This window comes from Saccharothrix sp. NRRL B-16314 (assembly GCF_000716595.1).
GTDB lineage: Bacteria > Actinomycetota > Actinomycetes > Mycobacteriales > Pseudonocardiaceae > Actinosynnema.
In genome coordinates, this window is the sequence record NZ_JNXC01000012.1 from 1 (window position 1) to 21675 (window position 21675).

General features: G+C 70.2%; 16 protein-coding genes. 11 read left to right on the forward strand and 5 right to left on the reverse strand.

Going from position 1 to position 21675, the window contains the following annotated elements; translation table 11 throughout:
• Positions 1-158 precede the first annotated feature (158 nt).
• A complete protein-coding gene (locus OQ02_RS41070) occupies positions 159-2297 on the forward strand; it encodes a putative bifunctional diguanylate cyclase/phosphodiesterase (protein ID WP_051772505.1) in 2139 nt (712 codons plus the stop codon).
• A gap of 119 nt (positions 2298-2416) precedes the next feature.
• Here OQ02_RS41070 and OQ02_RS18730 read toward each other — a convergent pair whose 3' ends face one another.
• The gene (locus OQ02_RS18730) at positions 2417-3073 is read right to left on the reverse strand and encodes a transcriptional regulator (protein WP_033439782.1); all 657 of its coding nucleotides are present in this window, start codon (positions 3071-3073) and stop codon (positions 2417-2419) included.
• 298 nt (positions 3074-3371) lie between these two features.
• On the opposite strand from OQ02_RS18730, the gene OQ02_RS18735 reads away from it, so the two are divergent.
• From OQ02_RS18735 to OQ02_RS18745, 3 genes are all read left to right on the forward strand, one after another.
• Positions 3372-5417, forward strand: coding sequence for a diguanylate cyclase (locus tag OQ02_RS18735; protein WP_231500103.1), 2046 nt, complete (start codon positions 3372-3374; stop codon positions 5415-5417).
• Positions 5418-5421: 4 nt separating this feature from the next.
• Positions 5422-5880, forward strand: a complete 459-nt coding sequence (locus tag OQ02_RS18740; RefSeq protein WP_033439783.1) for a pyridoxamine 5'-phosphate oxidase family protein — start codon at positions 5422-5424, stop codon at positions 5878-5880.
• A 278-nt stretch (positions 5881-6158) separates the two neighbouring features.
• The gene (locus OQ02_RS18745) at positions 6159-8918 is read left to right on the forward strand and encodes a discoidin domain-containing protein (RefSeq protein WP_033439784.1); all 2760 of its coding nucleotides are present in this window, start codon (positions 6159-6161) and stop codon (positions 8916-8918) included.
• Positions 8919-8956: 38 nt separating this feature from the next.
• On the opposite strand, the gene OQ02_RS18750 is transcribed toward OQ02_RS18745, so the two are convergent.
• Complete coding sequence (locus OQ02_RS18750) at positions 8957-9424, reverse strand: MarR family winged helix-turn-helix transcriptional regulator (protein WP_033439785.1); 468 nt, start codon at positions 9422-9424, stop codon at positions 8957-8959.
• Positions 9425-9472: 48 nt separating this feature from the next.
• On the opposite strand from OQ02_RS18750, the gene wrbA reads away from it, so the two are divergent.
• The 5 genes from wrbA to OQ02_RS18775 all read left to right on the forward strand — a co-directional run bounded on the left by wrbA (position 9473) and on the right by OQ02_RS18775 (position 14843).
• Entirely contained in the window at positions 9473-10135 is a 663-nt protein-coding gene (gene wrbA / locus OQ02_RS18755) for an NAD(P)H:quinone oxidoreductase (RefSeq protein WP_231500104.1), read from the forward strand.
• 262 nt (positions 10136-10397) lie between these two features.
• The gene (locus OQ02_RS18760; protein ID WP_033439786.1) at positions 10398-11474 is read left to right on the forward strand and encodes a hypothetical protein; all 1077 of its coding nucleotides are present in this window, start codon (positions 10398-10400) and stop codon (positions 11472-11474) included.
• On the forward strand, positions 11474-12625 hold the full coding sequence (locus OQ02_RS18765; RefSeq protein WP_033439787.1) for a toxic anion resistance protein: 1152 nt from the start codon (positions 11474-11476) through the stop codon (positions 12623-12625). Before OQ02_RS18760 ends, OQ02_RS18765 begins: the two co-directional genes overlap by 1 nt.
• Positions 12622-14244 carry a VWA domain-containing protein gene (locus OQ02_RS18770; protein WP_033439788.1) on the forward strand — a complete coding sequence of 541 codons (1623 nt, stop codon included), beginning with the start codon at positions 12622-12624 and terminating at the stop codon, positions 14242-14244. The genes OQ02_RS18765 and OQ02_RS18770 overlap by 4 nt, the downstream gene beginning before the upstream one ends.
• Positions 14241-14843: a hypothetical protein gene (locus tag OQ02_RS18775; RefSeq protein ID WP_033439789.1), complete on the forward strand. Its 603-nt coding sequence runs from the start codon at positions 14241-14243 to the stop codon at positions 14841-14843. The genes OQ02_RS18770 and OQ02_RS18775 overlap by 4 nt, the downstream gene beginning before the upstream one ends.
• A 369-nt stretch (positions 14844-15212) precedes the next feature.
• On the opposite strand, the gene OQ02_RS18780 is transcribed toward OQ02_RS18775, so the two are convergent.
• Positions 15213-16382 carry an endo-1,4-beta-xylanase gene (locus tag OQ02_RS18780; protein WP_033439790.1) on the reverse strand — a complete coding sequence of 390 codons (1170 nt, stop codon included), beginning with the start codon at positions 16380-16382 and terminating at the stop codon, positions 15213-15215.
• 282 nt (positions 16383-16664) lie between these two features.
• Here OQ02_RS18780 and OQ02_RS18785 point away from each other — a divergent pair, with 282 nt between their 5' ends.
• Both OQ02_RS18785 and OQ02_RS18790 read left to right on the forward strand, forming a co-directional pair.
• Positions 16665-17885 (forward strand): SGNH/GDSL hydrolase family protein, encoded by a 1221-nt coding sequence (locus OQ02_RS18785; protein ID WP_033439791.1) that lies wholly within the window; start codon positions 16665-16667, stop codon positions 17883-17885.
• A 1006-nt stretch (positions 17886-18891) separates the two neighbouring features.
• Positions 18892-19563, forward strand: coding sequence for a lytic polysaccharide monooxygenase auxiliary activity family 9 protein (locus OQ02_RS18790; protein WP_442973648.1), 672 nt, complete (start codon positions 18892-18894; stop codon positions 19561-19563).
• A gap of 61 nt (positions 19564-19624) precedes the next feature.
• On the opposite strand, the gene OQ02_RS18795 is transcribed toward OQ02_RS18790, so the two are convergent.
• Together OQ02_RS18795 and OQ02_RS18800 are read right to left on the reverse strand one after the other, a co-directional pair.
• Entirely contained in the window at positions 19625-20656 is a 1032-nt protein-coding gene (locus OQ02_RS18795) for a pectate lyase family protein (RefSeq protein ID WP_081915750.1), read from the reverse strand.
• A 25-nt stretch (positions 20657-20681) separates the two neighbouring features.
• Positions 20682-21671: a pectate lyase family protein gene (locus tag OQ02_RS18800; protein ID WP_033439792.1), complete on the reverse strand. Its 990-nt coding sequence runs from the start codon at positions 21669-21671 to the stop codon at positions 20682-20684.
• Positions 21672-21675: the final 4 nt, after the last annotated feature.

Consider the following 21675-nt stretch of genomic DNA (forward strand, 5'->3'; position numbering starts at 1 on the left):
TCTCGTGGGCTCGGAGATGTGTATAAGAGACAGCCCCAGGCTCGTCCACAGTGGACTCACCCGAATGGCGGTTGCCGACTGTGAACACCGGTATGGATAGTTCGATCTTCCGTGTGGGATGTTCAGTCGATCGCCGCTTGACTTGGGGGTAACAGGGCGTGGCGCGTCCAACCCGCAGCGTGGTGGACGAGTCGCTGTCGTCGCCGGCGCAGACCAGGCTGCACCGGATCGCCCGGTTGACCGAGGCGTGGGCCTGGCTCGCCGGCGTCGCGTTCACCCTTCAGCTGTTCTTCGTGGGCGAAGGACCCGCCCGCCTGGTGCTGGTCCTGCTGGTGCCCGTCGTGCTCGCGTCGTGGTGGCTGCGCCCGGACCGCGACGGCTGGGTCGTGGCGCTGGTGGAAGGCGTGGTCGCGCACGGCGCGGTGTTCCTGCTGCCCAGCCCTCACCCGGTGATCGGCTTCCTGTTCGCGGTGACGATGCGGCGCGCGCTGCGCGGTCACGCCGAGCGCTACCCGCTCAAGGCGATGCCCGCGCTGCTCGGGTACCTGTCCGGGTTCGGGGTGTGGGTCGTGGTCACGCCGGCCACGGTGACCGGCCCGCTCGTCGTGTCCGTCGTGATGCCGCTGGTCGGCCTGGCGGTCGGGACGCTGGCGCTGCACGAGACGGCGCGCTCGGCCCGGCTGCTGGAGGACGCGCACCGCACCGTCGAGGCGGTGGTGCTGGCCAGCCCGGTCGGGCTCGTGCTGCTCGACGCCTCCGGTGCGCCGCAGCTGCACAACGAGCGGGCGCGTCAGCTGCTGGAGTGGGACGCCGGCGCACCGGGGCGCGTGCCGTGCCCGCACGGTCCGGACATCTCGCGCTGCGGCGACGGCTGCCGTTCCGCCGACGACCCGGTGGAGGTCGGCGTCACCCGTGCCGACGGCACGACCGGTGTGCTGGCGGTGCACGCGGTGCCGGTCGAGCACGTCTCCGAGCAGCACACCGTGGTCACCGCGCTGGACGTGAGCAAGCGGCGGGAGTGGGAGGACGCGCTGCGCACCCGCGCCGAGCGGGACGAGCTGACCGGGCTCGCCGGGCGCACGCACTTCCTGCACCTGGTGGACGAGGCGCTGCGCGGTGGTGAGGCCGTCGGCCTGCTGGTGCTGGACCTGGACGGGTTCAAGGAGGTCAACGACGCCGAGGGGCACGAGGCGGGCGACTGGTACCTGGTGTCGGCGGCCGAGCGGATCAGCCGGGCCATCGGACCGGTGGCGACCGCGGCCCGGCTCGGTGGCGACGAGTTCGCGGTGCTCGCGCCGGGGCACGACGTGCGCGACTCGGCGCGGTTGGCCACCCGCATCCTGTCCGAGCTGGCGCGGCCGTTGACCGGGCTCGGGCACGAGACGGTGATGCGGGCGAGTGTCGGCATCGCGGTGTCGTCACCCGGCGCGGGCACGACGGAGCTGCTGCGCGACGCGGACACGGCCATGTACGTGGCGAAGCGCGAGGGCGGCGGGCGGATCAGGCTGTTCCGGCCGGAGATGGGTGAGCGGGTGCTGGCCCGGCAGCGCGACAAGGCCGATCTGCGCACGGCCGTGTCCGACGGGCAGCTGGTGCTGCACTACCAGCCGATCGTGGACCTGGCGACGTCGGCGGTGGCCAGTGCGGAGGCGTTGGTGCGGTGGCAGCGGCCGGGGTACGGGCTGCTCGGGCCCGGCGAGTTCATCGGGTTGGCCGAGGAGACCGGCCTCATCGTGCCGCTGGGGAGCAAGGTGCTGGCGGGCGCGTGCGACCAGGCGATGCGGTGGCGTGAGCAGGGGCGTGCTCTGGGCGTGACGGTGAACGTGTCCACCCGGCAGCTGTCCGCCCCCGCGTTCCTGCCGTCGTTGGACCGGGTGCTGAAGACCACCGGCCTGCCGCCGGAGCGGTTGACCATCGAGGTGACCGAGTCGGTGTGGGCCGACGGCGCGGCGATGCGCGGGCTGATGGACGTGCGCGAGACGGGGGTGCGGGTCGCGTTGGACGACTTCGGCACCGGGTACTCGTCGCTGAGCTACCTCCAGCGGTACCCGTTCGACGTGGTGAAGATCGACAAGTCGTTCACCGGCGCCCTCGCGGAGACCGGACGCACCGCCGGCGTCGTGCGCTGCATCATCGACCTGGCGGAGGTCCTGGGCGCCGACACGGTCGCGGAGGGCATCGAGACCCAGGCGCAGGCCGACTGGCTCCGCAACGCCGGCTGCGCCTACGCCCAGGGCTACCTCTTCGGCCGCCCCGACCTGCCCGAGAACTGGGAGCCCCATACCTCAATCGCGTGAGTCCTACGTTCAGAACCCGTGAGTCCTACGTTCGCGTCCCCCGAGTTCAACGCTCAGGACGCGGACGTGCTCACCCGCACGGCGCGACGGCGGTGCCGGACGAGCACGTCCGCCCGACGTCAGCCCAGGTCGGCGAGGGTGTTCCAGAACATCAGCTCGAACGAGTGCAGGAGGCGGGCGGCGGGCATGGCGCCCTCCGGCTTCCACCCGGTGGCCAGGACCTGGTCCAGGGCGCGCAGGCCCAGGGCGTCCAACTCGGGCGCGGGCACGGCGAAGAAGTCGAAGAACGCGCACCCCGCGTCGTCGAAACCATAGTGCTCGCGCAGCGCCGCCGCGATCGTCGCGCAATACCCGCCCCATTCCGCGAAGTTCGCCAGAATCGCGAGCAGGGCGTGGTGCGGATTGCCGTCCAACGTCAGCCTGGCCACGTACGACGGGTACGCCTGGCATCCCGGCAACGGCCGGTACGCGGCCACGTCATCCGGGCTCAGGCCGCACGCGGCGGCGAAATCCCCCAGCTTGGCCAGCGCGAGGCCCTCGCCTCCCGCGACCGCCGCGAAGAACTCGCGTTGCGCCGGTTCGGTGGACTGCGCGGCCAAGGTGAGGAAGGCTCGCCAATCGCTCTGGACGATGCGGTGCTCCTCGGCCGCCAACGCCTTCAACGCCGCCAACGGCGCTTCACCACGGGCGATCAACGGTACCAGCCGGTTCGTCCCTCCCTCGCCCTTCAGCTCCTCGCGCACCCGTGCCAGCAGCGCTTTCGCGTCCTTCGTCATCGCTCTCCCTCGTCCGACCACCGCACGTCACCGCCGACCGCGGCATGATCAATGGGCACCCTATCGAGCCCTCAACCCGTGCATATGCACGCACACGAACTTCTTGGTGGTGAAGACTCGGCAACAGGGATTGACGCCGACCCCCCTTTCCGGTCTCATGACTCCCGCCTTGTCGGACGTCAGCCTGCCGCAGTAAGGAGAGCCGGGATTGCGCGTCGCCGGAACCACCTCGGTCGAAAACCGCGGAATCCCGATCGAAAAGTCGCACCAGGTCTGGATCGGTTACCTGGTATTCGGCTTGTTATCGATCGGCGTCTACTATGCCCTGCCGATCTTCGTCGGGACGATCCCGCTCCGGGTCCTCGTCTACTGCGCGGTGAGCCTGTCCGCGGTCATCGCCGTGTGGTGGGGCGTGCGGCGGAACCTGCCCGAGCCGCGCTCGCCGTGGGTCGTGCTGGGGTTGAGCCAGTTCGTGTACGTCCTGGCCGACACCACCTTCTACGTCTCGCACTACGTGCTGAACGAGACGAGCTACCCGTCCCTCGCGGACGCCTTCTACATCGGCCACTACCCGCTCGTCGTGGTCGGCCTGATCATGCTGATCCGGCAGCGCCGCTCGGACCGGGACCTGCCCGGCCTGCTCGACGCGGTCTCGCTGACCGTCGTCGCGGGCCTGCTGTCGTGGGTGTTCGTGATCGGCCCGCAGACCCGCCTCGGCACGCCGCTGCTGGTGGAGATGGCCTCGCTGGCCTACCCGCTGATGGACCTGGTGCTGCTGCTGGTGTCGCTGCGGCTGCTGTTCGACGGCGGTCGCCGTGAGGGGTCGTTCGTCCTGCTCGTCCTGTGGCTGACCGCGATCCTCACGGCGGACACGGTGTACGTGCTGCAACGCCTCGCGCACAGCTACGAGGCCGGCAACTTCCTGGACGCGGTCTGGCTGACCGGGAACCTGGCGCTCGGCGCGTGCGCGCTGCACCCGTCGATGGGGCGGATGGCGCAGGCCGTCGACGTGCCCGCGCTGCGGCTGAGCTGGCCGCGGTTGGCGATCCTGTCGGCCGGCGCGCTGATCGGACCGGTGGTGCTGCTCGTGCAGCACGCCCAGGGCGTGCGCCGGGACGTGCCGGTGATCGCGGCGGGCTGCGCGGTGCTGTTCGCGTTGACCGCGACCCGGCTCGCGGGCCTCGCCGTGGACCAGCGCAGCCTCGCCATCACCGACAGCCTCACCCGGCTGCGCAGCCGTCGGTACTTCGAGGCGCAGCTGGCGGACGAGGTGGCGCGGGCCAAGCGCACCGGCTGCCCGCTGGGCGTGGTGATCCTCGACGTCGACCGGTTCAAGTCGATCAACGACCGGTTCGGGCACCCGGCCGGCGACCGGGTGCTGGTCGAAGTGGCGACGAGGCTGCGCGCGGTCGCCGGCGCGGACCGCGTCCTGGCCCGGTACGGCGGGGAGGAGTTCGCGCTGATCGCGACCGGTGTGGACGCGGAGAACCTGCACCGGCTCGCGGAACGGTTGCGGCACGGTGTTTCGCACCACCCCATCGCCGTGAGCGGGCGGCGTTCGGTGACGGTTACGCTCTCGGCCGGCACCGCCGCGTTCGCGCCGCAGTACGGCACGGCGTCCGCGTTGGTGTCGGCGGCGGACCGCGCGCTGTACCTCGCCAAGGATCTTGGTCGGGATCGCGCGGTCGCCGGTGGCACATCGCTCACCGAACACCGGGAGGACGTCGCGGTGGACTACCTGAACCAGGTCGCGGACCTGGTCGACCTGCGCGTCGCGAGTCCCGGGCGCAGCCTGGCGATCGCGGAGTGGGCGCGGACCATGGCCGAACACCTGAAGCGCGACCCGGGGGAGATCCGCACCGCGCACCGCGCCGGACGCCTGCTGGATGTCGGCATGATCGTGCTGCCGGACGACCTGCTCACCGAGTCCGGTCCGCTCACCGACCAGCAGTGGCACCTCCTGCACGAGCACCCGGACAGCGGCGCCCGGATGGTCGGCGTGCTGCCCGACCACGGCGAGGTGGCGGAGGTGATCCGCCAGCACCACGAGCGGTGGGACGGCGCCGGCTACCCGGCCGGGCTGACCAGGGACCGCATCCGCGTCGAGGCGCGCATCCTGTCCGTGTGCGACTCGTGGGCGGCGATGCGCGCCGACCGGCCGCACCGACGGGCGTTGACGCACGAACAGGCGGTGCGCGAGCTGACGTCGGGTCGTGGCGCCCGGTTCGACCCGGAGCTGGTGGACGTGTTCCTGGAGTTGCTGGAGAAGCGGGTCGTCGGGGACCTGACCGCGGCTGCCGGCGCGGGCTCGGCGCTGTCCCGGGAGGACAGCCGCCTATCCTGACGCCATGTCGCGCCGGGCTTCGATCACGATGACGACGGACGAGGTGCGCGCGTTCCTCGAGGAGCAGCGAGTGGTCACGGTGGCCACGATCGGCCCGAACGGGAGGCCGCACCTCGTGCCGCTGTGGTTCGTGGTGGAGGACGGCGAGCTCGTCGGCTGGACGTACCGGGCGTCGCAGAAGGTGGCGAACCTGCGGCGCAAGCCGGAGGCCACGGTGCAGCTGGAGGCGGGGGAGACCTACGACCAGCTGCGCGGCGTGACGATGGAGTGCGACGTGCGGCTGGTGGAGGAGCGCGCGGAGGTGGCCCGGATCGGCGCGGCGGTGGCGGCGCGGTACTCCGGGCACAGCGGGCCGGAGATCGACGCCCTGGTCGCGGCGCAAGCGGTGAAGCGGGTCGGGCTGCGGTTCGCGCCGACCTCGGTCGTGTCGTGGGACCACCGCAAGCTGAGCGGCACTTACTGACGTTCGCAAGCGAACGCAAGTGCTCGTAAGTCTTCTGCAAGCAAAGCCTCCGTCGCCGTGCCGCTTCCTGAGCGCGAAGTGGCGAACACGCTGGACAAGCCTCCTGTCGAACGGCTGAAACCGCTGCACACGCCCGACGCCGTGGGTCGTCGGGATTTTGCGGTATGTCGTAGACATCTTGCGGTCACTCGATCGGGCTGCTTAAGGTGTGCGCCACGCCACACCGCGTGACATCCCTGCCCGCAGAACGAGGTCCCGTCCAACGAAGGGCTGAACCCATGCGAGTCGACCCCACCCACCGGCGCCCGTTGGCGCTGGGCGCGGCGGCGGTGGCCACCTCCCTGGTAGCCGCGCTAGCCGTCGCCGCCGCACCGGGCGAGGTGTCCGCCCAAGTCGCCGCGGCTGCCGCCATCTCGCCGTTCGACATCCCCGGCCGGGGCGCCGACGTGCCCTTCGTCGAACACGAAGCCGAATCCGCCGCCACCAACGGCACGAAGATCGGCCCCGGCCGCCGCCAGGGCACGCTGGAGGGCGAGGCGTCCGGCCGCCGAGCCGTCACGCTGTCCGGTCAGGGCAGGTACGTCGAGTTCACCCTCACCGAACCGGCCAACTCGATCGACATCCGGTACAGCGTCCCGGACGGCAACGGCGGCGCGGGCATCACCGCGCCGCTCTCCTTGTACCTCAACGGGACCAGGACCGGGAGCCTCACGCTCACGTCGAAGTACGCCTGGCGCTACGGCGGCTACCCGTACGCGAACGACCCGAACCAGGGCAAGCCGCACCACCTCTACGACTCCACCCGCGCCCTGTTCCCGAGCACGCTCCCCGCGGGCGCCAAGGTGAAGCTCCAGGTCGACGCGGGCGACACCGCGCCGTCGTACACGATCGACCTCGCCGACTTCGAACTCGTCGCGCCCCCTGCCACGCGACCCGCGAACTCGGTCTCCGTCACCGACCACGGCGCCACCCCGAACGACGGCACGAACGACAACGCGGCCTTCGACGCCGCGATCGCCGCTGCCAGGGCGTCCGGCCGCGAGGTGTGGATCCCGGCCGGGCGGTTCACCGTCACCAAGCACGTCACCGTCGACCAGGTGACCGTTCGCGGCGCGGGCCACTGGCACAGCGTGGTCGCCGGCGACCGGGTCGGCTTCTACGGCCTCGGTGAGCCGTCGAGCTGCGGCCAGGGCGGCAACGGCGGCGTCAGCACCCGCGTCGGCCTGCACGACTTCGCGATCATCGGCGAGGTCTCCAACCGGGTCGACTGCGACCAGACCAACGCCATCGGCGGCGCGCTGGGCGGCGGTTCGGTGATCTCCGGCATGTTCCTCCAGCACACCAAGGTCGGCCTGTGGCTGGACGGCCCGTTCGACGGCCTCACCATCAGGAACAACAAGGTGGTCGACCAGCTCGCCGACGGCATGAACCTGCACCGCGGCATCAGCAACGTGCTGATCGAGCACAACCTGTTCCGCAACATCAGCGACGACGGCATCGCGTTCTGGTCGGAGCACCAGGCCGACCACGGCAACACCATCCGCCGGAACACCGTGATCGTGCCGATGAAGGCCAACGGCATCGCGATCTACGGGGGCCGGGACAACACCGCCACCGAGAACGTCGTCGCCGACACGCAGGACCAGGGCGGCGGCATCCACGTCGGCAACCGGTTCTCGTCCGTCCCGTTGGCCGGCACGACCACGTTGTCCCGCAACACGACCCTCCGCGCCGGTGTGCTCGACTCGAACTGGCAGTTCGGCGTGGGCGCGCTGTGGTTCGACGCCCGTGACGGCGCGATGAACGGCCGGATCGACGTCACCGACACGGACCTGGTCGACAGCAACTACGAGGCGATCCAGTTCATCAGCGGCACGATCACGAACGTCCACTTCGACGGTGTGCGGATCAACGGCGCGGGCACGTTCGGCATCCAGCTCCAGTCGCCGGGCGCGGCGTCGTTCAGCAACGTCACCGCCACCGGCCTCGGTCGGGCCGGCATCTACAGCTGCCTGGGCGAGAACGGGTTCCAGATCACCAGGGGCGCCGGGAACTCCGGTTGGGACGGTCCGTCGTACTGCGGCCCGTGGCCGGACCCGATCTACGGCGACCCGACGAACCCGCCGACCACCACCACCACCACGACCACGACCACGACCACGGTGCCGCCCGGCGGGAACCTGGCCCAGGGCAAGGCGGCCACGGCCACCAGCGCCAACGGCGGGTTCCCGGCGTCCAGCGCGGTCGACGGTGACGCCAACACGTACTGGGAGAGCGCGAACAACCAGTTCCCGCAGTCGCTGACGGTCGACTTGGGACGGTCCGAGAGCATCGGTCGGCTGGTGCTGAAGCTGCCGCCACCTGCCACGTGGGAGGCGCGCACGCAGACGTTGAGCGTGTCCGGCAGCGCGGACGGCAACACGTACAGCCAGGTCGTCGCGTCCACCGGGTACCGGTTCGACCCGGCGTCGGGCAACCAGGTGGGCATCCCCGTGTCCGGCAGCCACCGCTACCTGCGGTTGACGTTCACCGGCAACACGGGGTGGCCCGCCGGGCAGTTGGCCGAACTCGAGGCGTACAGCGGCCCGCCGACCACGACGACGACCACCACCAGTCCTCCTCCGACCGGGAACGTGGCGCGTGGCAAGCCCGCCCAGGCCGTGGCCAACGGAGGTTTCCCGGCGTCGAACGCGGTGGACGGTGACGTGAACACGTACTGGGAGAGCCCGAACAACGCGTTCCCGCAGTCGTTCACGGTGGACCTCGGCAGCAGGATCTCGGTGAACCGGATCGTGCTGAAGCTGCCGCCGGTGGCGGCGTGGGAGGCGCGCACGCAGACGTTGAGCGTGTCCGGGAGCGTCGACGGCGGCACGTACAGCCAGGTCGTCGCGTCGGCCGGGTACCGGTTCGACCCGGCGTCGGGCAACCAGGTGAGCGTCCCGGTGTCGGCCAACCACCGCTACCTGCGGTTGACGTTCACCGGCAACACCGGGTGGCCGGCCGCTCAGCTGGCCGAGTTCGAGGCTTACGCGAGCTGAACCATCACGCTGGCTGACCCTTCACGTCGGCTGACCCTTCACGCGGGCGGATCGCTCCGCCAGGCCCGCTGGTCCTCCGTGATCCGCCCGAACAGCCGCTTGAACCCGCCGAACGCGTCGCAGCCGACGCGTTCGGCGTGCCGCTGTTCGATGGCGGCCATGATCGCGTCGGCCTGCTCCATCTGGTCGAGCCCGCGTTCGGTCGGCACGATCAGCTTCGCCCGCCGGTCGTCCGGGTCGGGGTGGCGGGTGACGTAGCCGAGCGCCTCCAGCTCGTCCAGCACCTTGCCGACGACCTGCTTGTGCTGGCCGGAGCGGCGGGCGATGTCGGTGGCGCGGGTGCCCTCGGGGTCGAGGTAGGCGAGCACCGCGCCGTGGAGTGGGCGCAGGTCGGGGAACCCCTGGCAGGCCAGGGTGTCGTACAGCTCCTCCTGCACGGCGAACAGCAGCCGGCTGGTGAGCACGCCAAGGTCGGGGTCGGTCAGTTTGCGCTCGCCTCGACGCATCGCCGCTCCTTCGGTCACCCCAGGTGATAGTCACCATATTTGACTATCATGGGCTATGACTATAACGTCTGGATCGTGATCAAGCAGCAGGAGGAGTCCACCGTGGACAGTCCCGTCAAAGTCGCGATCGTCTACTACTCGTCCACCGGCAACATCGCCCACATCGCCCAGGAGATGGCCGACACGGCGGAGAAGGCCGGCGCCGAGGTCCGGTTGCGCAAGGTCGCCGAACTCGCGCCGCAGTCCGCGATCGACGCCAACCCCGGCTGGGCGGCCCACGCCGCTTCGACCGCCGACGTCCCGGTGGCCGAGGCCGACGACCTGATCTGGGCCGACGCCGTGATCATGGGCACGCCGACCCGGTTCGGCAACGTGTCGTCGCAGCTCAAGCAGTTCCTCGACACGCTCGGTGGCGCGTGGCAGCAGGGGTTGCTGGCGGACAAGGTCTACAGCGGGTTCACGTCGACGGCGACGCTGCACGGCGGCCACGAGTCGACGCTGCTCGCGTTGAGCAACACGTTCCACCACTTCGGCGGCATCGTGGTCGCGCCCGGCTACACGCACCCGGACAAGTTCGCCGACGGCAACCCGTACGGCACCTCGCACCACGACGGCGGCGGCACGGTGGCCATCGACGACACGGTGCGCGCCGCGGCCCGTGTGCAGGCCGAGCGAGTGGTCCGCTTCGCCCGCGCGATCGCCGGCGCCTGACGTACGTCCCCAACGTTCGCCCCTCCGTGGGCGACGGGTTCATGTGTGCCGGTGTGCGACCTGCTCGCGCACCGGCACACGGTTCAGGTCCCCCGAAGTAGACAGGGCTCGGTGAGATCGCGCCGAGAGGCCCATCGCGGCCTACGCGGCGAAATCGACGCTTCCCGTTCACCAATCGTTCGTCCGCTGATCCGCCGTTCCCGCGTCAAACGTGTCGAGCGGAAGAGATGATCAGGGCCGAACACGGGGGTGAGCGGGTCCAGTGAAACGCCGGTTGTCCATCGGCTTGGCCGTGGTGTTGTTGGCCGCCGTCGTCGCGGTGGTCGTGTGGGGTCGTCCGGACGACGCCGAGGGCGGCGAAGCGGGCGACCTGACCGTCGTGCGCGGCGTCATCGGGTCGGAGAAGCTGGCCTTCTTCAGCGACCGGCGCGTGATCGACGCGTTCGCCGCGCAGGGCCTGCAGGTCGAGGTGGACACGGCCGGTTCCCGGCAGCTCGCCACCTCCGTCGACCTCGGCAGGTACGAGTTCGCGTTCCCGTCGTCCTCGCCCGCCGCGCAGAAGATCCAGCGCGACCGCAAGACGACCGCCGCGCACACGCCGTTCCAGTCGCCGATGGCCGTGGCCACGTTCGAGCCGATCGTCCAGCTGCTCCAGGCGGCCGGTGTGGTGGTCAAGGGACCGGGTGACTACCTGGTGCTCGACGTGGCCGAGTACCTGGAGCTGACCGAGGCCGGCACGCGCTGGGACCAGCTGCCCGGCAACACCGCCTACCCGGCCCGGAAGAACGTCCTCATCACCACGACGAACCCGGCCGAGTCGAACTCCGCCGCGATGTACCTGTCGATCGTGTCGTTCGTGGCCAACGGCAACACCGTCGTCGGCACGCCGGAGCAGGAGGCGGCGGTCCTGCCCGACGTCGCCCGGCTCTTCCGCGACCAGGGCTACACGCAGAACAGCACCGAGGGCCCGTTCGAGGACTACCTCGCGGCCGGCATGGGCAAGACGCCGCTGGCGCTGATCTACGAGTCCCAGTACCTCGACCGCGTGCTGCGCGCCGACGGATCGATCCGCCCGGACATGCGCCTGCTCTACCTCGCGCCGACGGTCTACTCGAAGCACACGCTGATCCCGCTGTCGGACAAGGGCGACCAGGTGGGCAGGCTGCTGAGCACCGACCCCGAGCTGGGCAGGCTCGCCGCCACGTTCGGCTTCCGCACGAACGACCCGCGGCTGTTCGCGGAAGTGGTGGGGGACAAGGCGCCCGCCGACCTGGTGGACGCGGTCGAGCCGCCGTCGTTCGAGACGCTGGAACGCCTGCTCGACGCGGTCGGGACGTGATGGACGACTTCACCCTCACCCCGCCGGAGCCGGTCACGCCGATCCCGGTGGAACGCGCGGCCGGGCTGATCGCGCTCGGCGACGACGTGCGCGAGGACGTCGACCGGAGGGCCGGGCGGTTCGCGGAACGCCTGCAAGCGCTGGACGTCCGGTCACCGGAGTTCACCACCGTGCTGGACGAAGTGCTCGCGGTCGGCGAAGCGGACATGCGTGCCGCGGCGGGCGTGGCCGGCGCGATGCTGGACCGCTCGGCCCGCGCCCTGCGCGACGACTCGCCGCAGGTGCGGGTCACCACGTCCCTCTCCGACCTGCGCCGCACGGTCGCGGAACTCGACCCGGCCACACTGCCGATCACCGGCCGCAAGCTGCTGAAGGTCTTCCCCGTCGCGAACGCCGCCAAGAAGGCCCTCGACCGCTACCGCGCGGCCGGTGAGCCGGTGAACGCGCTGGTGGTCGACCTGCGGAACCGCCAGGACGTGCTGCGCCGGGACAACGCCGCCATCAAAGGCGAGCGGGAGCGGTTGTGGCGGGCCATGGGCAGGTTGTCCGAGGCCGCCGCGTTCGCCGAGGCGGTGGACGCGGCGATCGACCGGCAGGCCGACGTCTTCGACCTGACCGACCCGGGGCGGGCGCGGGCGTTGCGCGTGGACGTGCAGCACCCGATCCGGCAGCGCCACCAGGACCTGCTGACCCAGCTCGCGGTGGGCGCGCAGGGCTACCTGGCGCTGGACCTGGTGCGCCGCAACAACGACGAGCTGATCCGCGGCGTCGAACGCGCGGTGACGACCACCGTGGCCGCGTTGCGAATCGCGCTCCTCGTGAGCGGCGCCCTGGCGAGCCAGCGGGACGTGCTGGACGAGGTCGCCGCGTTGCAGGCCACCACGGACGGCCTGATCCGGGCTAACAGCGACCTTTTGGAGTTGCAGGGCGCGGAGATCCGTCGTGCGGGCAGCGACCCGGCGGTCGCGGTGGGCACGATCCGCGCGTCGTTCGACCGGATCTACGCGGCGATCGACGCGGTCGACGGCTACCGGGCGGACGCCGTGCGCACGATGGCGGTGACCGTCGAGTCCCTGTCGGGGGAGATCCGCCGCGCCGAAGAGCATCTGCGCCGCTCGCACGACGCGACGGCGGTCGAGGGGGACCGATGAGGACTGCGCTCGTGGTGACCGGGCTCGTGCTCGCCACGCTGCTCACCGGGTGCACCGGCGAACCGGACCCGGCCACGCCGGTCGGCCCGGCGGAACCGGGTGTGCTGCGGGTGCTGGCGGGCAGCGAGCTGACCGACATGCAGCCGGTGCTGGACGAGGCCGCCAAGGCCACCGGCATCGAGGTGAAGTTCACCTTCACCGGCACGCTGGAGGGTGCCGAGGCGTTGGCGAACGGCGAGGTCGACGGTAAGTACGACGCCGTGTGGTTCTCCTCCAACCGCTACCCGGCGGGCATCCCGGACGCCGCGAAACGACTCGGCAACCAGGTCAAGGTCATGAGCTCGCCGGTGGTGCTCGGCCTGTCGACGTCGTCGGCGAAGCGGTTGGGGTGGGCTGGCGAGCGGGTCGGCTGGGGCGAGATCGCCGAGCAGGCCGGGCGCAAGGCGTTCAGCTACGGCATGACCGACCCGTCCGCGTCGAACTCCGGCTTCTCCGCGCTGGTCGGCGTGGCGTCCGCGTTGGCGGGTGCGGGGAACGCGGTGGACGCGGGCCAGATCGTGGCGGTGACGCCGCAGCTCAAGAGCTTCTTCGGCGCGCAGTCGCTGTCCGCCGGGTCGTCGGGCTGGCTGTCCGAGGCCTACCAGCGCCGGGCCACCGGGCAGGACCCCGGCGCGCAGGTCGACGGGTTGATCAACTACGAGTCCGTGCTGCTGTCCATGAACGCCGCCGGCAACCTGCCCGAACCGCTGACCGTGGTCTACCCGAGCGACGGCGTGGTCACCGCGGACTACCCGCTGACCCTGCTCGCGGACGCCGGTGACGACGCGCGTGACGCCCACCAGCGGCTCACCGACCACCTGCGCACGGCGGACGTGCAGCGCAAGATCATGGAAACCACGCACCGTCGGCCGGTCGTGCCGGGTGTGGAGCCGGCCGCCGCGTTCGCGGTGCGCGACCTGGTGGAGCTGCCGTTCCCGGCCGCGCGCGACTCGTTCGACGCGCTGCTCTCGGCCTACTTCAACGAGATCCGCCGACCGTCGCGCACGCTGTACGTGCTGGACACGTCGGGTTCGATGGCGGGGGACCGGATCGCGTCGCTGCGGTCCGCGCTGGTCAGCCTGACCGGGGCGGACGACTCGCTCACCGGCCGCTTCCGCCGGTTCCGCAGCCGGGAAGAGGTCACCATGCTGCCGTTCAACACGGCTCCCGCGGCACCGCGCACGTTCGCCCTGCCCGAGGGTGATCCGCAGGCGGGGCTGGCGGAGATCAAGGCGTTCGCGGAAGGGCTGCGTGAAGGCGGCGGCACGGCCATCTACGACAGCCTCTCCCGGGCGTACGAGGTGATGGGACCACTGGTCGCGGCCGACCCGGACCGGTTCACGTCGATCGTGCTGATGACCGACGGCGAGAACGCGAACGGCTCGGGCCTGGCCGAGTTCCAGGCGTCGTACCGCTCGGTGCCCGAGCAGGTGCGGCAGGTGCCGGTGTTCACGGTGCTGTTCGGTGAGGGCAGCAGCGCGGAGTTGGGCATCGTGGCCGCGATGACCGGTGGCAAGGTGTTCGACGCCCGCAACGGCGAGCTCGGCGAGGTGTTCCAGGAGATCCGCGGCTACCAATGATCCGCTACCTGGGCTCGACCAAGAACCTCGTCGGCTGCGTCGGCGGTCTCGTCGGCGTGCTGCTGCACCTGACCGGTGCGGTCGGTGGCCTGTGGCCGTTGGTGGTGGCGGGGCTGTACGCGGTGGGCGCGTTGCTGGCGCCGTCCGAGAAGGTCCGGCTGGTGCCGGTGGACGCCGTCACCGAGGCCGGGCAGCTGCGCTCGGAACTGGACGGCCTGGTGCGCGAGGTGGGCGCGCAGGCGTCCAGGGTGCCGGAACCGGCGGTGGCGGCCGTCGGCCGGATCGCGGCGGTGCTCGGCGACATCCTCGCCCGACCCGCCTCCCTGGCGGTCGGCCCGGACCTGCGCCACACCGTGGTCCGGTTGGCGCGCACCGATCTGCCGCTGTCCGTGCAGACGTACCTGAACCTGCCGTGGTGGTTCGCGGTGAAGCAACGCGCGGGTGGGGAGCCGAGCCCGGGTGACGAGCTGGTGACCCAGCTGGGGCTGCTGGAGGCGGAGGCGCACCGGCTGGCCGAGCGGGTGTACGCGGCGGACGTGAACCGGCAGGCGGACCACACCCGGTACCTGCGGGAACGGGACGCGGGCGAGCCTTCCTGACCGCGGGGGTAAAGGGGTCGGCGCGGCGGTCGCCTCTCGGCGAGTGGCTCGGCGCGGCTCCAGCCTGACGGTATTCCGCGACGGCGCTAGGTGAGGCCCGGGGACACGGACCGCACCGACCGAAGCTTCCAACGGCTCCGGGGTGTCCGGTGTTCCCGACGGCGAGTGGCGTGCGTCACTGCCGCTCGGCTCCTCTGCCTGACGACCTCACCCGATCGGGACTGCAGGACCAGTGGGGCGATATCCACTATTGCTTCAGTGTTGAGTAAAATCAATCCTCACGAGTGGTCGCGGCAATGGAATCGGCCCCCGCCCGAGCACTGAAGCTCAGACGGGGGCCGAGGACTGGCCGCGGGTAGACCGGATCGACTACGCGCAGTTCGGGAGGTGCGGGTGCTTCTCGCCGCGCTCGACGGCTTCCTTGGCCAGCGTGCACTGGAGGGCGTGGTACGCGGGCTTGCGGGAGAAGTCGTTCCACATCACGGTCGCCGCACCCTCACCGGAGAAGAACACCGGCACCCAGGAGTACTTGTCGGTGAAGCCCCAGATCGTGAAGGAGTTGCAGCCCTCCACGTTGAGGCACGCCGACAGCGTCCGCTGGTAGTAGTCGGCCTGCTTCGCCAGCATCTCGGCGGTGGGCACGCCGTCGGCCGGCAGGTCCATCCGCACGTCCAACTCGGTGATGGCGGTCTCCAGGCCGAGGTCGGCGAACCGGTTCAGGTTCGTCTCCAGGTCACCGGGGAAGCCGTACCGGGTGCTGAGGTGCGACTGGGCGGAGAACCCGTGCACCGGAACGCCCTGCGCGAGCAGCTCCTGGACCAGCGCGTAGTAGGCGTTGCTCTTGGCGTTGACGCCTTCGACGTTGTAGTCGTTGAAGAACAGCTTCGCCTTGGGGTCGGCCTCGTGCGCCCAGCGGAACGCGTCCGCGATGATGCCGGGGCCGAGCTCGCGGATCCAGATGTTGTCCGTGGTCCGCAGCTTGCCCGAGTCGTCGAAGATCTCGTTGGACACGTCCCACTGCTGGATGTCGCCCTTGTAGCGACCCACGACCGTGGTGATGTGGTCGCGCAGGATCGCGCGGAGCTCGTCGGGCGTGAAGTCGCCCTGCTCCACCCACTGCGGGTTCTGGCTGTGCCACAACAGCGTGTGCCCGCGGACCGCCTGGCGGTTCTTCCGGGCGAAGTCGACGATGGAGTCGGCCATGCCGAAGTTGTAGCGGCCCTGCTCCGGGTGGATGTACTCCCACTTCATCTGGTTCTCGGCGGCCACCGAGCTGAACTCGGCCGCGAGCACCTTGCGGTACTCCAGGTCCTTGGTGAAGGGGTCGGGGTAGGGCTGCGACTCGTGGTGCCCACCGCCGGCTGCGGCGGTGCCGATGTAGAAACCCTTGGGAGCGACCCAGCGGAGGGTGTCCTTCTTGGCGTGCCCTGCCGAGAGGTCACCACTCGTTGGTGCGTCGGCTGCGGCTGCCACCAGGGCCAACGGCGAGGTCAACGCGATCGCGGCAAGCGCGGCGGTGGCGAGGCGGATCGACTTCATGGGGACTTCGCTTTCTCGGACGACTGCGACGGCGGCTTTCGAAAGTTTCGATTGTGACCCGGTAATTTTCGAGATGCCGGACACTAAGTCGAGGGCCGCGCGATCGTCAAGACCTGTTCGCGACGTGCCGGCCAACTCGTCGGCGCCGCGTCCGCGCTGGTTCCGCGCCGCTGAGTGCATGCCGCCGAAAGTGTCACCGGTTCACCCACATGGGGAACGTACGTTCGACTACGGTGGGAGGCGTCGGGGGTTGATCGACTACGTGGCACGGGGGTCGCACACATGAGGAAGTCGGCGGTACTGCTGGTGGCCGTCCTGGGGATCGCGCTGGTCCCGGGCACGGCGGCGGGATCGGGCTTGGGGTGGGGCGCGACGTGGGCGGCCTCGCCGCAGGCGCCGACGGACGTGTTCGGACCGAGCTGGGGCCCGGGTGGGTTCGACAACCACTCCGTCCGCCAGGTCGTGCGGATCAGCGAGGGCGGCGCGGCGGTGCGCATCAGGCTGTCCAACGCGTACGGCACGTCGCCGTTGGTGGTGACGGGTGCGACGGTCGCGCGCACCGAGGTCGGTGCGGCCGTGCGGCCGGGCACGGTTCGGCACGTGACGTTCGGGGGCGGGCGGACGGTGACCGTGCCGGTCGGCGGTGAGGTGGTCGGTGATCCGGCGCCGTTGCCGGTGCCGCCGCTGAGCCGGGTCACGGTGACGCTGTACCTGGCCGGGGCGACCGGTCCCGCGACGAGTCACGCGTTCGCCGGCGCGACGAGTTGGCGTGCGTCCGGGGACCACCGGGCGGACGTGGTGCCGGACGCGTTCACCGAGACGTCGTCGTCGTGGTTCTACCTCGCCGGGGTGGAGGTGGTCGACTTCACGCCCCGGCGGGAGGTCGTGGTGGCGTTCGGCGATTCCATCACCGACGGCTCGGGGTCCACTGTGGACGCGGACAACCGCTACCCGGACGAGTTGGCGGAACGGCTCGGCGGGCGGTTGGGCGTGGTGAACGCGGGTATCGGCGGCAACCGGGTGCTGAACGACTCGTCGTGCTTCGGGGAGAAGGCGCTGTCCCGGTTCGAGCGGGACGCGTTGGGGCAGTCGGACGTGCGCACGGTGCTGCTGTTGGAGGGCATCAACGACATCGGGTTCCCGCGCTTCACGTTCGAGTGCACCACGCCGAACCCGGAGGTGACCGCTGCCCAGTTGATCGCCGGGTACCGGGAGCTGATCGGCAAGGCGCGTGCGGGAGGTGTGCGGATCGTGGGTGGCACGCTGCTGCCGTTCAAGGGCGCGGAGTACTACAGCGACGCGGGTGAGGCGGTGCGGGACGAGGTGAACGCGTGGATCCGCACGTCGGGGGAGTTCGACGCGGTGGTCGACTTCGACCGTGCGTTGGCCGACCCGGCGGACCAGGACGCGTTGCTGCCCGCGTACGACAGCGGTGACCGGCTGCACCCGAACGACGCCGGGTACCGGGCGATGGCCGAGGCGGTCGACCTGTCCGTGCTGTAGCGCGGGTTCCGGCCTGCGGGCGTGGGCGTTCGCAATGCACCGGTGCCGCTGACGACGAATCCGGTTCCGTGCGGATCGGGCACGACAACGAACTCCGCACCGCACTCTCGTTCGCGCGCAATGCTCGTTCTGTGGGCGTGTACCTCTGCTCTTCGTTGCCCGACAACGAGGAGCAGAGGTGCACGTGCGTGCGTTCCCGGTGCGGATGCCGGCCGGCATCCGCTAGTGGACGGTCCTCGATGACGAGATGGAGCCGGTTCCGGTCGCTGACCGGTTCCTGCGGGAGTTGAGGTTCGGCCGGGATCAGGCCGAGTCGACCACCGAGGCGTACGCCGGGGCGGTCGCGTTGTTCTTCAGGTGGCGCCGGCGCGCCGAGCGGCATCGTACGTCGCCGACCAGCCCGGGTCCCTGGGCACCTCGACAACCGGGCGACCTGCGGCGGTGGCCTCGCTGCGGATCCTCAACCAGCACCGGCACGAGTCCCGTTGGCTCGGGCGCGCACGTCCGCGATGATGAGTGGCAGACGCGCGTGTGAGGTGGCGACGAACGCGGACGCGGCATGCTCGAGGCCTTGAACGAGTTCCTCGTCAAGTGGAGTGCTCGCCGCAGGCAGTCGCTCCGGGTGGTCGTAGGCCCACATGTCCACCGGATGCAGCGGCAGGTCGAGACGCCGGCTCAACAGTCACGCGATCGTTGACTTGCTCCTCCCTGCGCGCCGCCGAGCCGGATCGTGGTCGGCCACGGCGTGTCCCCCACAAATCCCGACTACCCAAGCTTCGAGCCCGCAGAATCAGCGTCACGTCCACGCCCGCTCCATACCCGGATGTGGGACCACCGCGCCGCATACGCGATTCCGTCGAACGGTGGTCGAACGCGTGTCGAATGGGAAGTCGTTGTCCGCCAACACTTCCCAATTCCGTGTGCGGATGGTTACAGTGCGATTTGGGAGCGCTCCCAGCCCACCCATGGTCATCCCCAACATGGACATCCTCAACGAGGAGGAAGAGTGGCGCTCATATCCGTCCCTGCGAACAAGAACCTGCTCGTCAGGGTCTTCGCGACCTTCGCGGTCGTCGCCGGACTCCTGGCGAGCGTGCTGACCGGTGTCGCCGACGCGCACGGGTCGACCACCGATCCGCCGTCGCGCAACTACGGTTGCTGGCAGCGGTGGGGCAGTGATTTCCAGAACCCCACGATGGCCCAGCAGGACCCGATGTGCTGGCAGGCCTGGCAGGCCGACACCAACGCGATGTGGAACTGGAACGGCCTCTACCGCGAGGGCGTGGCGGGCAACCACCAGGGTGTGATCCCCAACGGCCAGCTGTGCAGCGGTGGCCGTACCGGTGGCATGAGGTACGCGGCGCTGGACAACCCCGGCCAGTGGAAGGCCGCGACCAAGTCGCGGCAGTTCACCCTGACCGTCACTGATCAGGCCCGGCACGGCGCGGACTACCTGCGGGTGTACGTGACGAACCAGGGCTTCGACTCGACGACGCAGTCGTTGGGCTGGAACAACCTCCAGCTGGTCGCGTCCACCGGCCGTTACGCGCCGGCGGGCCAGTACCAGGTCGCGGTGAACGCGGGCAGCCGGACCGGCCGCCACATCGTCTACGTGATCTGGCAGGCCAGTCACTCGGACCAGTCCTACTACTTCTGCAGCGACGTGGTCTTCCAGTAGTCCGGTGGTGCGGATCCCGGCTCCCGGCGTGACCGGGGGCCGGGGTTCCGCTGTGTCCGGCTCAGATCCGACCGACGCCCGCGCCTTGAGTGACCAGCGCCTTCACGTCGGCGGGGGAGTCGAGCGCGTAGGCGTAGTAGGTGCGGGGTTCGACGACGGTCCCGAGGGTTTCCGGGGTGCCCGAGTTGACGTAGACGTTGTTGCGCTCCACCACTCGTCCGGGTCCGCTCTTGTCGTAGCCGGACAGGATCGGGTGCGCCACGTTCTCGAAGTAGTTGCCCTCGACGACGACTCCGGCGTCCATTGTGGACGCGACGCCGTACAGCGAGGTGCCACCGTAGTAGTTGTTGTAGACGTGCACCGGCTCGGCGAATCGGACGCGCGGGTGGCGCTGGGCCGTGCCGTCGAAGAAGTTGTGGTGGTAGGTGACCCGCAGCTTGCCCCGGTCCAGGGTGTAGGTGTCGGAGTGGCCGAGCAGCGCGGTCTTGCTGTGGTCGTGGAAGTGGTTCCAGGACACCGTGACGTAGTCGGACTGGCGCTTGACGTCGAGCAGGCCGTCGTAGCCGCGGGACAGGTCGCAGTGGTCGATCCACACGTGGTGGGCCGAGTTCGTGACGCTGATCGAGTCGTCCGAGGCGTCGGTGAACCTCAGGTTGCGGATGATCACGTTGTTGCCCGGGCGGGTGGTGGAGCCGAGTTGCAGGCCGCCGCCGGTGATCTCGGAGGTGGAGCCGATGCCGATGATGGTCTTGTTCGCGACCACGGTCAGCATGTCGTCGACCTGGATGCGGCCGGACACCGAGATGACGTACGGCTCCTTGCGGCCCACGTAGTCGGCGAGGGCGGCGGCGGTGGTGACGGTGACGGCCTGGCCGCCCGCGCCGCCGGTGGTGCCGTTCTGGCCCAGGGCGTTGACCCCGGCGAACCCGTCCGCGGCGTTCTGGATGACGATGTCCCGGACACCGGCCTCCTGGGTGTCTGTGCTCTGTGCGCTTCTGCTGTGAGGGTCGGCCCAGGCGGCGCGCGGGGCGGTGGCCGCGACGGCGGCGAGGGCCGTGCCGGTGAGCAGGCGTCGTCGGTTGATGGGGCTCATGGGGTGTCCTCCTGGCTGTGCGGGCTCAGATCCGGCCTACGGCGACGCCGCCGGGGACGGTGCTCGGCAGGGTGGAGGGGTTGTCCGGGGTGTAGGCGTAGTAGGTGCGGGGTTCGACGACGGTCCCGAGGGTTTCCGGGGTGCCCGAGTTGACGAAGATGTTGTTGCGCTGCACCACCCGGCCGGGGCCGCTCGCGTCGTAGCCGGAGTAGACGGGGTGCGGGACGTTCTCGAAGTAGTTCGCCTCGACCAGGACGCCGGCGTTCATCGTGGACGCGACGCCGTACAGGGCGTTGTCGCGGAAGTAGTTGTTGTAGACGTGGATCGGCTCGCCGAACCGGACCCTCGGGTGGCGTTGGGCGGTGCCGTCGAAGTAGTTGTGGTGGAACGTGACGCGCAGCTTGCCGGTGTCCTGGCTCGCGTTGGAGTCGGAGTGGCCGAGCAGCGCGGTCTTGCTGTGGTCGTGGAAGTGGTTCCACGAGACGGTGATGAAGTCCGCGCCGCGGACGATGTCGATGAGCCCGTCCTGTCCGCCGCTGAAGTCGCAGTGGTCGATCCAGATGTGGTGCGAGGACTGCTGGACGCTGAGGGCGTCGTCGTCCGCTCCGCTGAACTTGAGGTTGCGGATGATGACGTTCTGCCTGCGGTACATGTCCAGGCCGCCGCCGCGGATCTCGGCGCCGGGCAGGCCGATGACGGTCTTGTTCGAGCGCAGGCCCTGTTTGCTGCTGAACGTCATGATCCCGTCGACCTGGATGACGTAGGGCTCGTTGCGGTCGCAGTAGTCGAGGAACGTCTCGGTGTCCCGGACGGTGACCACCGGTCCGCCCACGCCGCCCGTGGTGCCGTTCTGACCGAGCGTGTCGGTCCCGGCGAACCCGTCGGCGGTCTGGAACGGCTCGGCCCACACGGGGTTCGTGCGAGCCGGGCTCGCGTTGGCCACACGCGCGGTCACGGCGGTGAGTGCGGTGGCGGCGGCGCCCGCGAGGAGGCCGCGCCTGCTGATGTCGCTCATGGTG